Below are 13,280 nucleotides of genomic sequence, written 5' to 3'. Positions count from 1 at the left end.
ATCGCATCTTTGCAATATCACCCTGGCGGGTTATGGTCTCGTCCCTGAATTAGCACCAGATTAAGTGCCTGGGCGGTGCAATGCAACCATCGCCTAATGGCCGGAATGAGCCGCCACAGATGGCTAGCAACTCAGGCTTGTCAGATGACTATCTTGGGTATTCGGTGGGTTACGCTTCGCTAACCCACCCTACACTGCTGATGGCCGCAAGGCGGCCAAGTCTGGCCCCTTATGAGCAGCCGAGGTGAAGTGAGCGTGAGCTGGACCGAGGCAGGACGCCGAGGGAGTCACTGCGCGGAGGGAACCGCGTCAGTGACGTACAGCGGTAAGCGAACGGAACCGAGGGAACCCGAAGGGGTGAGCGCGTTAAGAAATGGGGCCGGTGGCCCCATTTTAGCTGGCGAACGCGAGCAGCTTGTCTGCGAGCTGGATGCGATTAGGGGGAGCGCTCTTTGCCTACTTTCTGTCGCTTTACAGTATAAAAGGGGTCAGAACCCATTTATTCAGGTTTTCACATACACCTGGGACAAGACTATAAAAGGGGTCAGAACCTGAGGGATCCCCACAAAATTAATTCCATGCCTGCTCGTAGCTTGTTGCATGTAGCAGCTCGCGGTAGCGAACGAGGGCTTTTTGCCACTGCCTTTTCGTGAATTTGAGGCCCTTGCTGACGGCTCGAAGTCCCAGGGTATGGAAAGACAACGCGCGTTTTTTCTTCACCGTGTTGGCCTGGAAGCGGCCGTGCTGATTGCCTACCGTCATGGTGAGTCCGAGCAGCACCAACACCAGCGAGGCCAGGGTCGAGAGCAACAGCAGGATGCTGATGCGAGCAGGCTTGGTGCTTCTGCTGTTCTCGAAGCCCAATCCGAGTTGGGCAGACTTCATGTCCCGGAAGCCTTCTTCAATTTGCATGCGCTGCCTATAGATGGCGACGACCTGCTTGCTATGGTGACGGGCTTTCGGCAGGTTGGACGCCAGCAGCCAAGGCTCCTTGGCGCCTTGGGCATGCTTGATTGACTGTCCGGCCCGCTGTTTACTGCCATCCGGGTTGAGTGATTGCCGGCCTTTGCCTTTTTGCCTGTACAGGGCCTTGTTGATCAATTCAGCCCCAAGGCCAGTGGGCCCCAACACCGTCCGGGGTCAGCGCACCATGTCACTGACCGGCATGCCCAAGGCCGTCATTTTGTTCAACACCGCAACCCGGGCCATTGCCTCGCCAACCTGGCCGTTATAGTCGCGCAGTCGTAGCCGGTTGCCGGTCAGTTGCTTGAACCGCCACATCGCCGTCTCCCCTATCGAGCGGCGGTGGTAGCCGCTCGCCACCTTCCATTCTGCCAGCTCCCCGGCCTTGAGTGCCGCCACCGCCTCGTTGCGGGGATGCCCTGCCTGCCAATAACCGGCATTGCTTCGCGGCGGTATGAGCGGGCGGGCGCTTTTGTGGGCGATTTCCTCGTAGCATTGCCGGCTGTCGTAGGCGCCGTCAGCGTAGACGCTGCCTATCTGGCGGCGCAGTGGCCTGAGCATAGGGGCTAGGACCTGGCCGTCGGCCACATTGTCCAAGGACAGCTCGGCGCAGATGAGCCAGTGACCCTGGCCGTCCACACCCAGGTGCAGCTTACGCCAGCTGCGGCGTTTCTCCTTGCCGTGCTTGCGCACCTTCCATTCGCCTTCGCCGTAGACCTTGAGGCCGGTGGCGTCGAACACCAGGTGCGCTACCGGGCCCTTGGGGCGACGGATATCCACTGTCACCGTCTTGGCCCGCTTGCTGATGCTGCTGTAGTCCGGCGAACTGAGCTCCAGGCCCATCAACTCGAACAGCGAATTGATGAAGCCCTCCGTCGCCCGCAGGCTCAAGCCGAAGACTGCTTGGATCATCAGTGCGGTGGTGATGGCTTGGTCGCTGTAATGCAGGTCCCGGCCCCGCTTGCCGTTGGGCTGGGTGCTATGCCAGCTGCGGATGGCCGCCTCGTCCAGCCAGAAGGTCAGGGAGCCGCGCTTGACCAGCGCTTCGTTGTATTGGGACCAGTTACGGACCCGGTACTTGGCCTTGGGCTTCTTGTTCTTGCTTTGAGCGGCTTTCATGGCCATGGCGGTTGTCTTCTACGGCTGGGATTGGCCGATCTGATCGCCCGGCTCCGACTAAGTTCCATCGATTTGGTCAACAAGGCCCCTGTACAGGGTCAGGGTGCAGGCGAACGGCTTGTAGCGGGCCAGCAGACCATCGCATCGCTTGGGACGTTGTGAAGCCTGGCCATAGAGGTGGCTGATGCACTGCCAGGTGTCGCCTTGGTCAAGTGAGTAGAAATTGGGTTTGCGAACGCGCCCGACAAAATGCCATCCAAGCGCCTCGACCTGCCTGAACCAGGGAGACTTGAAGCCGGCATCGGTGACGATAATGGGCTGGCAACCCGGTGGCAGCATGGCCGACAGGATGGACAGAAAACGCGCATGCACGGCGGGTTTCTCTTTGGTGCTAAGCGGATGCACTTCCTGGTAGAGGGTGATGGGGCGACCATCCAGCGTCATGGCCGCCCGCAGCAGGAAGTGGCCTTTGACCCTATCCAGATCCGACCAATCGACGGCGATCACGGGGCGCTTGGTACAGCAGAAAAGCCGGCAGATGGCGGCATAGACAACCAGCTGTTCTCGCTGCAAGTGGGAATTTGAAAGCAGCCGATCGGCGCGCTTGATGTTGTGTTTTTCGAAGGCTTTTGACTCGATGCCGCGACCGATGCTGGTCACCGTGGCAGCGCTGCCACCGGCCAGGCTCAACACACAGTCCATCACGGCCTTTCGGCGAGTTTTGTGCATTTTGGGTGTGACAAGCGTCACGATGTTGGTCAAGATAGTGCGTACATTCATGGCGTTTTTTGGTTAGTGATTTTTGGCGATTGATCTGATCACCAAACGCCATGAATGTTCCCGCCATTATTGATAACCAGCTGAAATTAAAAGACTATTTGTGGGGATGCCTCAGGGTCAGAACCCATTTATTCACCTTGGTCGCCCGGAGCAGGTCACCAACCAAAGCCAGACTGTGGTGTGGGAAGCACGTAACGACACCTTCAGTCGTTCCGTCCTCAATATTGGCATTGGCCAAGTCAACATTGGCTTCCCCTGCCAATATTGGGACAAGGAAAGCGCCACCTGGCAGAACTGGCATAGGGATTATGATGCAGCAACAGGACGGTATGTTCAGAGTGATCCTATTGGACTTAATGGAGGGCTCAACACTTACACGTATGTTGGAAATAATCCCCTACTTCGAATTGACCCTACTGGACAAATAGGACTTTGCTTAGCTACCGTTGGTGGATTAGGTGGTCTTGACTACTTGTTGGGTTGGGCTGGGGTAGGAAAAGCTAGCGAAGAGATAAAAAGCCATATTAATAGTCCAACTATGCAAGCACTACTACAGAAACGTGAAAGCCTTATTAACAAATACAATGAAAGCGATAGCAATGCAGAAAAAGTGCAGTGTGCAATAGAGCTTGGTAAAGTTAACAGCGAAATTGATGAATTGACCGTTGAAGGGATGGAAGAAGCAACAATGTCAAACTTTGGGGGAGCCACTGGATTTGCATCTCTTATTCTTTTGGTTGGAGCTGGTGTATGCGCTGCAATATAAGTAAGAAAATTCTTAGGTGGGTCGTTGCACCCACTTTATTCATTATTTCATCTTTAATTGTTCTTTTTTCGTATAACTACAGATTCTTTTCTTATATCCAAGAGGCAGTCCTCTCGACAAAAGGTTTTGATCATGAAGTGATTGGCGAACTGTTTGACTGTCAATACATCATCTCACCAGCCAGCAGCGTAAAAGATTTATATTATCAGCATGGGCGTTCAGACTTTGCTGCCTTATTTTTCTGGATAACAGCTGATTTTAAATCCGATCAAGCCTACATATTTTGCAAGGATAAAAAGAAGTCATTCGCTGCCCACATCATCCCAAAGGAGAATGATGAATGGGCTTGCAATGCAAGTGATAGTGTGAGCGGCTACTGCTTTCTTAATGAAAACATTGTTGAAACAAAAGAAAGCGTAATTTTCATTGTTAATGAAAATTAATAGTGAAAAGAATAAAAGGGGTCAGAACCTGAGGGATCCCCACGAAATTAATTCCATGCCTGCTCACAGCTTGTTGCATGTAGCAGCTCGCGGTAGTGAGCAAGGGCCTTTTGCCACTGCCTTTTCGTGAACTTGAGGCGCTTGCTGACGGCTCGAAGCCCCAGGGTATGGAAAGACAACACGCGTTTGCTCTTCACCGTATTGGCCTGGAAGCGGCCGTGCTGGTTGCCTACCGTCATGGTGAGTCCGAGCAGCACCAACACCAGCGAGGCCAGGGTCGAGAGCAACAGCAGGATACAGATGCGAGCAGGCTTGGTGCTTCTGCTGTTCTCGAAGCCCAATCCGAGTTGGGCAGACTTCATGTCCCGGAAGCCTTCTTCAATTTGCATGCGCTGCCGGTAGATGGCGACGACCTGCTTGCTGTGGTGACGGGCTTTCGGCAGGTTGGACGCCAGCAGCCAAGGCTCCTTGGCGCCTTGGGCATGCTTGATTGACTGTCCGGCCCGCTGTTTACTGCCATCCGGGGTGAGTGATTGCCGGCCTTTGCCTTTTTGCCTGTATAGGGTCAGGGTGCAGGCGAACGGCTTGTAGCGGGCCAGCAGACCATCGCATCACTTGGGACGTTGTGAAGCCTGGCCATAAAGGTGGCTGATGCACTGCCAGGTGTCACCTTGGTCAAGTGAGTAGAAATTGGGTTTGCGAACGCGCCCGACAAAATGCCATCCAAGCGCCTCGACCTGCCTGAACCAGGGAGACTTGAAGCCGGCATCGGTGACGATAATGGGCTGGCAACCCGGTGGCAGCATGGCCGACAGGATGGCCAGAAAACGCACATGTACGGCGGGTTTCTCTTTGGTGCTAAGCGGATGCACTTCCTGGTAGAGGGTGATGGGGCGACCATTCAGCGTCATGGCCGCCCGCAGCAGGAAGTGGCCTTTGACCCTATCCAGATCCGACCAATCGACGGCGATCACGGGGCGCTTGGTACAGCAGAAAAGCCGGCAGATGGCGGCATAGACAACCAGCTGTTCTCGCTGCAAGTGGGAATTTGAAAGCAGCCGATCGGCGCGCTTGATGTTGTGTTTTTCGAAGGCTTTTGACTCGATGCCGCGACCGATGCTGGTCACCGTTGCCGCGCTGCCACCGGCCAGGCTCAACACACAGTCCATCACGGCATTTCGGCGAGTTTTGTGCATTTTGGGTGTGACAAGCGTCACGATGTTGGTCAAGATAGTGCGTACACTCATGGCGTTTTTTGGTTAGTGATTTTTGGCGATTGATCTGATCACCAAACGCCATGAATGTTCCCGCTATTATTGATAACCAGCTGAAATTAAAAGACTATTCGTGGGGATGCCTCAGGTTCTGACCCCTTTTATTCGCAGGGCCGGATTATGCTTTGTTAACGGCAGGGAACTATCTCGCTTGGGCGTGATCCGATCCGCCATGTTACTCTGCCGGCTCCACTCCCATGTCCCTGTTTGACCACTTGACCCTCATCGAAGATACCCGCTCCCCCATCAACCGCCAACACAACCTCGTCGATGTCATCTTCTTGGTGATGTCTGCCATGGCCTCTGGCTGTGAAGGCTGGCTTGATATCGAAGAGTTCGGCCATGAGCACCTGGATTGGCTCCGCCAACACCGGTCATTTGAAGCGGGGATCCCCACCCGCCATTCCATCGCCCGCATCATCAAGGCCGTGGATGCACAATGCCTGGTACTGGCCCTGTTTAGCTGGGTCAATCACTTGCGCCAAGCCAATGGCCGCCAGCTCATCGCCATTGATGGCAAGACCCTGCGTGGGGCGGTCAATCAACAAGGTAAAGAGCAAGCGCTGCACCTGGTCTCGGCCTTCGATAGCGAGCAGGGTGTCACCCTGTTCCAGCAAGCCACGGCAACCAAAGGAGGAGAGTTGGTAGCGGTGCGAGAGCTGCTGACCATGCTGGATATCCGCGACGCTGTGCTGACCTTTGATGCCCTGCATTGCAACAGGGAAACACTGCACCAGATCAGCAAGCGTAAGGGCGACTACATCGTCCAGGTCAAAGGCAACCAGCCGACCTTGCGTGAGGCCATAGAAGGGATCTTCCAGCCCCATTGGGATAGCGGTGCAGCGGGACTCCCCCAGCATGAGCAAACGGAACAAGGCCATGGCCGGCAGGAGCGGCGGACGGTGTTCCAGTTGCCGGCCACACTGTCCAAAGAGCTGGCGAAGAAGTGGCCGTCGGCGAAGTCCGTTATCGCGATGGAGCGGGAGCGCAGCCACCAGGGACGGACGAGCATCGACACCCATTACTACCTGAGTTCATTGGATATCGACCCAGCGTTTGTGTCAGACGGGATCCGCCAGCACTGGCATATCGAGAACCAGCAGCATTGGGTGCTGGATGTGACCTTCAGGGAAGACTGCAGCCGGATAGGCGACCGGGAGAATGCCAAGAAGATGGCGTTGCTACGACGGATCGTGCTGAACCTGCTCCAGCAGCACCCACTGCAGGTCAGCAAGCCGAGCAAGCGGCGGAAGGCGGCCTGGAACGGGAAGTTCAGGTCAGAACTGTTCTTTGGTTAATGGATTTAACAAAGCATAATCCGGCCCTGCTTTTATTCGGGCGACCAAGGTGGTCGCTGTGCACGTAATAGAGCTGGCCGTTGTGGATCAGGCCGACGATCTCGCCGTCCAGCCAGACATAGCTCTTGTAGCGACTTCCAGCACGCGTTTCTGTAAGCAATTCACCTCCTTGCCCGTATATGAAATTCGTTTCATAGGTGGGCGCCTTCTTGGCGACGCGCAGGTTACGGGCGTCATACCAGTTCTCGTAGGACTGGCCGCCGCCGCTAAAGGTACGAAGTGAAGAGCAAACGCGTGTTGCCCTTCCATACCCTAGGGCTTCGAGCCGTCAGCAAGGGTCTCAAATTCACGAAAAGGCAGTGGAAAAAAGTCCTTGCCTGCTACCGCGAACTGCTACATGCAACAAGCTGCAAGCAGGCATGGAATTAACTTTGTGGGGATCCCTCAGCCTCTTTTATTCCCGGTCTCAATCTCATCTATGAAGGCAGAAAGTGATTCCCCATGGATGAACCATACACTCGATTGGGCATGGAATGAAAAAGCACCATCAGATGATGGCGCTTCATATTAAAACCAAAAGCTTTAAATTACAAGTCACCCAAAACCAAAAGGACAAGTTTTGGATTTTCTTCATAGCACCGAATCATGAAATTGACATAGTCTTGCACTGTTTTCACCTCAAAATCACCGCTTTCAAGAAGCTTGGTTGACTCCTTATCTGCTACATCCCTTATATCATCAAGAATCTTATCAAATTGATTTCGTTTCCAAAACTTTACAGGATTCGGCTTAACCGCAGTCGCAAGACTCATTTCCTCGCTGAGAGTTGATGCATCTACATCCAACAAAGCTGCCAATCGCTCAATCGACTTTTGTTTTATTTTTGACTCTAAGTTATCCATTGTTATCACATCCACAGCCATTATCACCTTCCGAAGATGTTGCATCAAAGGCAGCTTTCAGGATAACACCCCAGTTGTAAAACCCATCAGCTATCAAGGCTCCTGTTGCAACAGTGCCTGCCATCATACCAGTAGGGGTACGTCCTAAGGTTCTGAGACCTCTTCCGGAGTACAAACCGCCTCTATTTAATCGGCCATTCCATCGGCTTAATTGACTCGTGTAGGGGTTTAATTGGGATTTTGATACTCCAAGCCCTCTCAATTCAGAACTTGTTTTAGCCATAGTCCCAAGTCCAAGTGTACTCCCTAGTGCCGCAAGGTCTGTTACTGTATTTGAGCGATTATCCCTTATCTGATCGGCAAATTTATTAAAGTCAAAACACATCAACCCTTCAGGGTCAACCCCCATCACAGGATTCCCACCTACATAAGTGTATGTATTAATTCCACCAGATAATCCAATCGGGTCACTCTGAACATACCGTCCTGTTGCTGCATCATAATCCCTATGCCAGTTCTGCCAGGTGGCGCTTTCCTTGTCCCAATATTGGCCGGGGAAGCCAATGTTGACTTGGCCAATGCCAATATTGAGGACGGAACGACTGAAGGTGTCGTTACGAAAATAAAAGGGGTCAGAACCCATTTATTCAGGTTTTCACATACGCCTGGGACAAGACGAGCGTAATGCTAGGCCGGGAAGGGATATCATTGGATGGAGATACGGATTTGCGGCGTAATCGCATCCTTGCAATATCACCCTGGCGGGTTATGGTCTCGTCCCTGAATTAGCACCAGATTAAGTGCCTGGGCGGTGCAATGCAACCACCGCCTAATGGCCGGAATGAGCCGCCACAGATGGCTAACAACTCAGGCTTATCAGATGACTATCTTGGGAATTCGGTGGGTTACGCTTCGCTAACCCACCCTACACTGCTGATGGCCGCAAGGCGGCCAAGTCTGGCCCCTTATGAGCAGCCGAGGTGAAGTGAGCGTGAGCTGGACCGAGGCAGGACGCCGAGGGAGTCACTGCGCGGAGGGAACCGCGTCAGTGACGTACAGCGGTAAGAGAATGGAACCGTGGGAACCCGAAGGGGTGAGCGCGTTAAGAAATGGGGCCGGTGGCCCCATTTTAGCTGGCGAACGCGAGCAGCTTGTCTGCGAGCTGGATGCGATTAGGGGGAGCGCTCTTTGCCTACTTTCTGTCGCTTTACAGAAAGTAGGGCCGCGCGGCAGCGCAACTCGAAGAGATCAGCATGAACCCACCACCTCGGCCAGAAAAATGAAGGTATTCGGTGGGTTACGCTTCGCCCACCCTACACCGCTGCCCTACTCTTCCGGCAGCGAGAAGATGGCTTCCACCGGCACCTGGAAGCAGCGGGCCAGCTTCAGGGCAATGGTCACCGAGGGGGTGAAGCGGCCGGTTTCCACGGTGCTGATGGTCTTGCGCGACACCCCTATGGCCTCGGCCAGTTCGCCCTGGGTCAGGTTGTGCTCGGCCCGCAGCACCTTGATGCGGTTCTTGACCTCGGGATCACTCATCCCCGTCCTCCCGCAGCTGCCAGAGCATGGCCAGGCAGTAGGCGGCGACGGTGCCGTAGAAGCCGATGCCGCCCACTTCCTCGGTGCCGAGCTGGGGTTCGAAGCCCAGCAGCATCTGCCAGGGATTGATGTAGCACCAGGCCATCCAGGCCAGGCCCACGAAAAGCGCGCCACGGTGGGACTTGAGCTTGGCCTCCTGGATGAACTCGTCACCCTTGGGGCCCATCCAGCTGCAGCCCAGGGTCTTCTTCAGCTTCGATTGCCGACGCAGCAGCAGGATCATCGCCAGCAGCATCGCAAAACCCAGCACCTCCAGGCCCAGCTTGACGGTGCCGGCCGTCACGCCGGCGTCGAACAGCGCCGCCAGCCCCACCAGGGAAACCAGGCACAGGGTGGCCCAGGCCGATACCCGCTCGTAACTCACCGCCATTTCCATCTGATTGCTCATCTGTCACTCCTTGCTTGAGAACCTTGGGGTATCACCGCGATACCTATGGGTTACATTTGTAACCTCAGGGTATCACGGCGTCAAGGGTTTTTTTGATCTGACCGCTGACGGCCGTCCGCCCCCCTGGTTACACTGACAGCGACATAAATGCAGGGAACGCCATGCTGGATTTTCGCCACTACCTCTCCTTCGACCACCTCAAGGACGGCAGCCCGGTGTTCGTGCGCGCCATCCGCCCCGAGGACAACAGGGCCGTGCTCAGGGCCTACCAGCACCTGTCCGAGCGCTCCATCTACTACCGCTTCATGCGCCCCAAGTGGCACATGACCTTGGAGGAGGCCAGCTGGTTCACCGACGTGGATTTCGTGTCCCATGTGGCGGTGGCGGTGGGTCACTACGGCCCCGACAGCGAATCGCCGCTGGGCATAGGCCGCTACATACTGCTGCCGGGCCAGAGCGTGCGGCGGGCGGAGTTTTCCTGCGCGGTCATGGACGACTGCCAGGGCCAGGGGGTGGGGCCGGTGCTGCTCAAGCACCTGGTGCACCTGGGCCGCCAGCAGGGCATAGAGGAATTCGTGGCCGAGGTGCTGCCCCAGAACCGCGGCATGATCCGGGTCTTTGCCAAGAGCGGCCTGCCGGTGCGCAGCTTCCACGACGACGGCCTGCTGCGCATCAACCTGGATCTGCGCCGGGGCGCGGAGCAGGGATATAACTAAGGCGCCCGGGGGCGCCTTTTTCAGCGGCTGAGCCGGAACAGCAGCGGCTCTGACTGGCCCTGGCTGTACAGCATCAGGCTGTCGCCGCGCGTTTCCACCTTTTCGGCCTTGTTGAGCCGCTCCAGGTAACGGTATTCGGCGCTCATGATGGGGCCCATGCAGGCCTTGCGGGTAGAGCCTATCTGCGACACCGCCAGGCTGTTGTCCTCGCCCAGCTGGTAGCCGGCAAAGTAGTTGTTGCAGCCGCTGCGGCCGGCCAGGCGGCCGTCGGCCTGCAGGGTCAGGGTGATGCCGCCGGGGGCGCTGGCGCCGGCCAGCAGATCGCCGGCTTCGCGGCTGTCCAGGTACCAGGTTTTGTCGAAAAAATCCGGCGCCTGGGCGCTCTGCTGGCAGCCCATCAGGGCCAGCACGGCCAGGGCCGCCAGTCCTTGTGCTTTCATGGCTTCTCTCCGTCAATCAAAAACTTAGCTTATCATTACTGGCCGCCCTGGGCAGCAGGGGCCGGGCTCAGCTCCCAGCACAGCTTGGCGTCGCCCTGCCAGCGGATCTTGCTCACCCGGCCGTTGCGGGACTCCACCTGGCGGGTACAGCTGTCGGGCCCGGCATAAAGCAGGGTGCTGACGCTGCCGAACACGTTACCCGAGCCGGCGCCCACCCCCAGCCCCACATGGGGCCCAGAGCCGCGCTTGCGGTTCTGGTAGACCAGCCAGCTGCGGCCGGGTTCGAGCTGTTCCACCCGATCCGGCACGCCCCATTTATCCAGCAGCCTTTCCACCGGCTGGCCGTACCATTGCCCCAGTCGGGCATCGACCCCGGCCGGGCTTACCGAGGTACAGGCCGCCAGCACCAGCAGCGGCATCAGCCAAAGCACTCTCATGGCGCCTCCTATACTTATCTCTAAAATAAGACCGGCAGGGAGTGGATCATGTGGCGATGGACGTTGTCATGCTGCCTGCTCCTGCTGGCAGCCTGCAGCAATCCCTTCTATCGGCCAACCCAGCAACAGTACCCCAACCTGGCCCAATTCCAGCTTAACCAACAACGGCTGTGGCTGCCCTCCGGCTCCGGCAACCGCCTGCACGGCGAGCTGCTCTGCCCCGAGCAGGGCCGGGCCGGCCTGGTGGTGCATTTCCACGGCAACCACGGCAACCTCAGCGGCACCGCCGACAAGGTGGCCTGGCTGTGCGACTACGGCTACCGGGTGCTGGTGTTCGACTATTCCGGCTACGGCCTGTCGAGCGGCAGCCCCAGCTTCGAGGCCCTGCACCAGGACGCCCTGGCCGTCATGGACCATGCCCTGGAACTGCAAGACGGCCAGCCGGGGCGGCTGGTGCTGTTCGGCACCTCCTTGGGCGGCGCCGTGCTGCTGGACGCCCTGGCCGACTTTCCCGGCCGGGGCGGGGTCGATCTGGTGGTGATCGACTCCAGCTTCACCAGCTACAAGCAGATAGCGGTGGACGTCATGTATTCCTACCCCCTTGGCTTCCTGCTCACCTGGATGCCGGCGCTGCTGCTGCCCAACCACTACGCGCCCTTTGGCGATCTCCAGCGCCTGGCCGGCGTGCCGGTGCTGGTGTCCCATTGCAGCGGCGATCGCCTCATCGATATCCGCCACGCCCGCAAGCTGGCCGACAACCTGCCGGGCCCGGCCCGCTTCCTGGACTTGGGCGACTGCCCCCACGCCCGCGGCTACATGGACGGCCGAAACGAAAACCGCCAGCGTCTGCTGGCGGTCATGGCGGCCTGGCCCGAGGCAGTGACGGCGGCTGCGCTCAGCCCGCCCGGCACAGCTCGGTAAGCACCTTCAGGCGCCGCTGGGGCTGGGCCACGAAGGGGTTGTCCCCATCCCAGGCGTAGCCGGCCAGTATGGCGCAGATCATCTGCTTGATGGCGGGCTGCTGGTCGGCGTAGAAGATCACGTCCTGGAAGCCGCCCTCGTACCAGCCCTGCACATAGGTGCGGAACACGTCCACCCCCAGCTGCAGCGGCGCCGCGAACTCGCCCTGCCAATCCACGGCTTCGCCGCGCAGCTGCCGGTCCAGGGCCTTGGCGGCCAGGCTGGCCGACTTGAAGGCGATGGTGACCCCGGAGGAGAACACCGGATCCAGGAACTCGCCGGCATTGCCCAGCAGCGCGAAGCGCTCACCATAAAGGCGGCTGACCTTGGCGGAGTAACCCTGGATGGCGTTGACCGGGTTGGGGTACTCGGCATTCTTGAGCAGCCGGGCCAGATCCGGCTCCTCGGCCACCAGGGCCTGGAGCTTGGCCTGGTTGTCGGCCTCACCGCGCGCGGCAAAGAAGCTTTCCTCGGCCACCACCCCCAATGAGCAGCTGCCGTCGCTGAAGGGGATCAGCCAGTACCAGACGTCCCTGTGCTCGGGATGGACGCTGATCAGGATCTTGTTGCGGTCGTGGTCCGGGCAGTCGATATGGTCACGCACATGGGTGAACAGCGACTGGCGGGACGGGAAGCCGCTGGGCCTTTCCAGGTCCAGCAGCCTGGGCAGCACCCGGCCGAAGCCGGAGGCGTCCAGCACGAAATCGGCCTGGATGGCGTAGGGCCGGCCCTGCTCATCAAGGGCCTGGATGTTGGCCTTGTCTTCGCCGAAGTCCACGGCGGTGATGGCATGGCGGAAACGGATCTCCACCCCCTGGGCCTGGGCGCCTTCGGCCAGCAGGGCGTCGAAGCGGGCGCGCTGCACCTGGAAGGTGGTGCCGGGGCCGGCCGAGACCTTGTCGGTGAACAAAAAGTCCGTGTAGCGGCCCCGGTGGCGGAAGGCGGCGCCGTCCTTGTACTGGAAGCCGGCCTGGTCGACCACCTCCAGCAGCCCGGCCTCTGCCAGGAAGCTCATGCACTGGGGCAGCAGGCTCTCGCCGATGGAAAAGCGCGGGAAGGCCTGGCGCTCCAGCACCAGCACCTGGTGGCCCTGGCGGTGCAGCAGGGTGGCGGCCAGCACGCCGGCCGGGCCGGCGCCTATCACCACTACCTGGGTCTGTTCCATGCTGTTTTTGTTGTCGTCCATGGTCCGTCC

Annotated in this window: 17 protein-coding genes; 5 read left to right on the top strand and 12 right to left on the bottom strand. The window is 58.0% G+C overall.

Features of this window, described 5'->3' with window-relative positions; all coding sequences use genetic code 11:
- Positions 1–570 precede the first annotated feature (570 nt).
- The 3 genes from WDB71_RS06120 to WDB71_RS06110 are packed head-to-tail and all read right to left on the bottom strand — an operon-like array spanning position 571 to position 2,784.
- Positions 571–1,101, bottom strand: coding sequence for a transposase (locus WDB71_RS06120; RefSeq protein WP_341503755.1), 531 nt, complete (start codon positions 1,099–1,101; stop codon positions 571–573).
- A gap of 39 nt (positions 1,102–1,140) precedes the next feature.
- Entirely contained in the window at positions 1,141–2,082 is a 942-nt protein-coding gene (locus tag WDB71_RS06115) for an IS5 family transposase (protein WP_341503442.1), read from the bottom strand.
- Positions 2,083–2,139: 57 nt separating this feature from the next.
- Positions 2,140–2,784 (bottom strand): IS4 family transposase, encoded by a 645-nt coding sequence (locus WDB71_RS06110; protein WP_341503754.1) that lies wholly within the window; start codon positions 2,782–2,784, stop codon positions 2,140–2,142.
- Between the two features lie 256 nt (positions 2,785–3,040).
- Between WDB71_RS06110 and WDB71_RS06105 the strand changes: the two genes are divergently transcribed.
- Complete coding sequence (locus WDB71_RS06105; RefSeq protein WP_341503753.1) at positions 3,041–3,628, top strand: RHS repeat-associated core domain-containing protein; 588 nt, start codon at positions 3,041–3,043, stop codon at positions 3,626–3,628.
- The gene (locus WDB71_RS06100; RefSeq protein WP_341503752.1) at positions 3,613–4,071 is read left to right on the top strand and encodes a hypothetical protein; all 459 of its coding nucleotides are present in this window, start codon (positions 3,613–3,615) and stop codon (positions 4,069–4,071) included. The genes WDB71_RS06105 and WDB71_RS06100 overlap by 16 nt, the downstream gene beginning before the upstream one ends.
- Positions 4,072–4,118: 47 nt before the next feature.
- Here the strand turns inward: WDB71_RS06100 and WDB71_RS06095 are convergent, their stop codons facing one another.
- Together WDB71_RS06095 and WDB71_RS06090 are read right to left on the bottom strand one after the other, a co-directional pair.
- Positions 4,119–4,514: a transposase gene (locus WDB71_RS06095; protein ID WP_341504188.1), complete on the bottom strand. Its 396-nt coding sequence runs from the start codon at positions 4,512–4,514 to the stop codon at positions 4,119–4,121.
- Between the two features lie 168 nt (positions 4,515–4,682).
- A complete protein-coding gene (locus WDB71_RS06090; protein ID WP_341503751.1) occupies positions 4,683–5,240 on the bottom strand; it encodes an IS4 family transposase in 558 nt (185 codons plus the stop codon).
- Between the two features lie 302 nt (positions 5,241–5,542).
- Between WDB71_RS06090 and WDB71_RS06085 the strand changes: the two genes are divergently transcribed.
- The gene (locus WDB71_RS06085; RefSeq protein ID WP_341503750.1) at positions 5,543–6,643 is read left to right on the top strand and encodes an ISAs1 family transposase; all 1,101 of its coding nucleotides are present in this window, start codon (positions 5,543–5,545) and stop codon (positions 6,641–6,643) included.
- 587 nt (positions 6,644–7,230) lie between these two features.
- On the opposite strand, the gene WDB71_RS06080 is transcribed toward WDB71_RS06085, so the two are convergent.
- The 4 genes from WDB71_RS06080 to WDB71_RS06065 all read right to left on the bottom strand — a co-directional run bounded on the left by WDB71_RS06080 (position 7,231) and on the right by WDB71_RS06065 (position 9,532).
- Positions 7,231–7,545, bottom strand: coding sequence for a hypothetical protein (locus WDB71_RS06080; RefSeq protein WP_341503749.1), 315 nt, complete (start codon positions 7,543–7,545; stop codon positions 7,231–7,233).
- A complete protein-coding gene (locus WDB71_RS06075; RefSeq protein WP_341503748.1) occupies positions 7,538–8,188 on the bottom strand; it encodes an RHS repeat-associated core domain-containing protein in 651 nt (216 codons plus the stop codon). The genes WDB71_RS06080 and WDB71_RS06075 overlap by 8 nt, the downstream gene beginning before the upstream one ends.
- Positions 8,189–8,871: 683 nt before the next feature.
- Complete coding sequence (locus WDB71_RS06070; RefSeq protein WP_341503747.1) at positions 8,872–9,084, bottom strand: helix-turn-helix transcriptional regulator; 213 nt, start codon at positions 9,082–9,084, stop codon at positions 8,872–8,874.
- On the bottom strand, positions 9,077–9,532 hold the full coding sequence (locus WDB71_RS06065; protein WP_341503746.1) for a hypothetical protein: 456 nt from the start codon (positions 9,530–9,532) through the stop codon (positions 9,077–9,079). Before WDB71_RS06065 ends, WDB71_RS06070 begins: the two co-directional genes overlap by 8 nt.
- Before the next feature lie 161 nt (positions 9,533–9,693).
- On the opposite strand from WDB71_RS06065, the gene WDB71_RS06060 reads away from it, so the two are divergent.
- Positions 9,694–10,248, top strand: coding sequence for a GNAT family N-acetyltransferase (locus WDB71_RS06060; RefSeq protein WP_341503745.1), 555 nt, complete (start codon positions 9,694–9,696; stop codon positions 10,246–10,248).
- A gap of 20 nt (positions 10,249–10,268) precedes the next feature.
- On the opposite strand, the gene WDB71_RS06055 is transcribed toward WDB71_RS06060, so the two are convergent.
- Together WDB71_RS06055 and WDB71_RS06050 are read right to left on the bottom strand one after the other, a co-directional pair.
- Complete coding sequence (locus tag WDB71_RS06055) at positions 10,269–10,688, bottom strand: META domain-containing protein (protein WP_341503744.1); 420 nt, start codon at positions 10,686–10,688, stop codon at positions 10,269–10,271.
- Positions 10,689–10,723: 35 nt separating this feature from the next.
- On the bottom strand, positions 10,724–11,125 hold the full coding sequence (locus WDB71_RS06050) for a hypothetical protein (RefSeq protein WP_341503743.1): 402 nt from the start codon (positions 11,123–11,125) through the stop codon (positions 10,724–10,726).
- Between the two features lie 48 nt (positions 11,126–11,173).
- On the opposite strand from WDB71_RS06050, the gene WDB71_RS06045 reads away from it, so the two are divergent.
- Entirely contained in the window at positions 11,174–12,046 is an 873-nt protein-coding gene (locus tag WDB71_RS06045) for an alpha/beta fold hydrolase (protein ID WP_341503742.1), read from the top strand.
- Here WDB71_RS06045 and WDB71_RS06040 read toward each other — a convergent pair.
- Positions 12,021–13,271, bottom strand: coding sequence for an NAD(P)/FAD-dependent oxidoreductase (locus WDB71_RS06040; protein WP_341503741.1), 1,251 nt, complete (start codon positions 13,269–13,271; stop codon positions 12,021–12,023). The two genes, WDB71_RS06045 and WDB71_RS06040, sit on opposite strands and share 26 nt — an antisense overlap.
- Positions 13,272–13,280: the final 9 nt, after the last annotated feature.

It is taken from the genome of Gallaecimonas sp. GXIMD4217 (genome assembly GCF_038087665.1).
In the GTDB taxonomy this organism is placed as follows: domain Bacteria; phylum Pseudomonadota; class Gammaproteobacteria; order Enterobacterales; family Gallaecimonadaceae; genus Gallaecimonas.
The sequence above is the reverse complement of the archived record's forward strand: the minus strand, read 5'-3'. Positions and strand labels throughout refer to the sequence as shown.

Excerpts from the sequence above, each read along its gene's own strand:
- WDB71_RS06115 (WP_341503442.1), bottom strand. The coding sequence starts at position 2,082 with ATGAAAGCCGCTCAAAGCAAGAACAAGAAGCCCAAGGCCAAGTACCGG.
- WDB71_RS06110 (WP_341503754.1), bottom strand. The coding sequence starts at position 2,784 with ATGGACTGTGTGTTGAGCCTGGCCGGTGGCAGCGCTGCCACGGTGACC.
- WDB71_RS06100 (WP_341503752.1), top strand. The coding sequence starts at position 3,613 with ATGCGCTGCAATATAAGTAAGAAAATTCTTAGGTGGGTCGTTGCACCC.
- WDB71_RS06090 (WP_341503751.1), bottom strand. The coding sequence starts at position 5,240 with ATGGACTGTGTGTTGAGCCTGGCCGGTGGCAGCGCGGCAACGGTGACC.
- WDB71_RS06085 (WP_341503750.1), top strand. The coding sequence starts at position 5,543 with ATGTCCCTGTTTGACCACTTGACCCTCATCGAAGATACCCGCTCCCCC.
- WDB71_RS06080 (WP_341503749.1), bottom strand. The coding sequence starts at position 7,545 with ATGGATAACTTAGAGTCAAAAATAAAACAAAAGTCGATTGAGCGATTG.
- WDB71_RS06075 (WP_341503748.1), bottom strand. The coding sequence starts at position 8,188 with ATGGGTTCTGACCCCTTTTATTTTCGTAACGACACCTTCAGTCGTTCC.
- WDB71_RS06070 (WP_341503747.1), bottom strand. The coding sequence starts at position 9,084 with ATGAGTGATCCCGAGGTCAAGAACCGCATCAAGGTGCTGCGGGCCGAG.
- WDB71_RS06065 (WP_341503746.1), bottom strand. The coding sequence starts at position 9,532 with ATGAGCAATCAGATGGAAATGGCGGTGAGTTACGAGCGGGTATCGGCC.
- WDB71_RS06060 (WP_341503745.1), top strand. The coding sequence starts at position 9,694 with ATGCTGGATTTTCGCCACTACCTCTCCTTCGACCACCTCAAGGACGGC.
- WDB71_RS06055 (WP_341503744.1), bottom strand. The coding sequence starts at position 10,688 with ATGAAAGCACAAGGACTGGCGGCCCTGGCCGTGCTGGCCCTGATGGGC.
- WDB71_RS06050 (WP_341503743.1), bottom strand. The coding sequence starts at position 11,125 with ATGAGAGTGCTTTGGCTGATGCCGCTGCTGGTGCTGGCGGCCTGTACC.
- WDB71_RS06045 (WP_341503742.1), top strand. The coding sequence starts at position 11,174 with ATGTGGCGATGGACGTTGTCATGCTGCCTGCTCCTGCTGGCAGCCTGC.
- WDB71_RS06040 (WP_341503741.1), bottom strand. The coding sequence starts at position 13,271 with ATGGACGACAACAAAAACAGCATGGAACAGACCCAGGTAGTGGTGATA.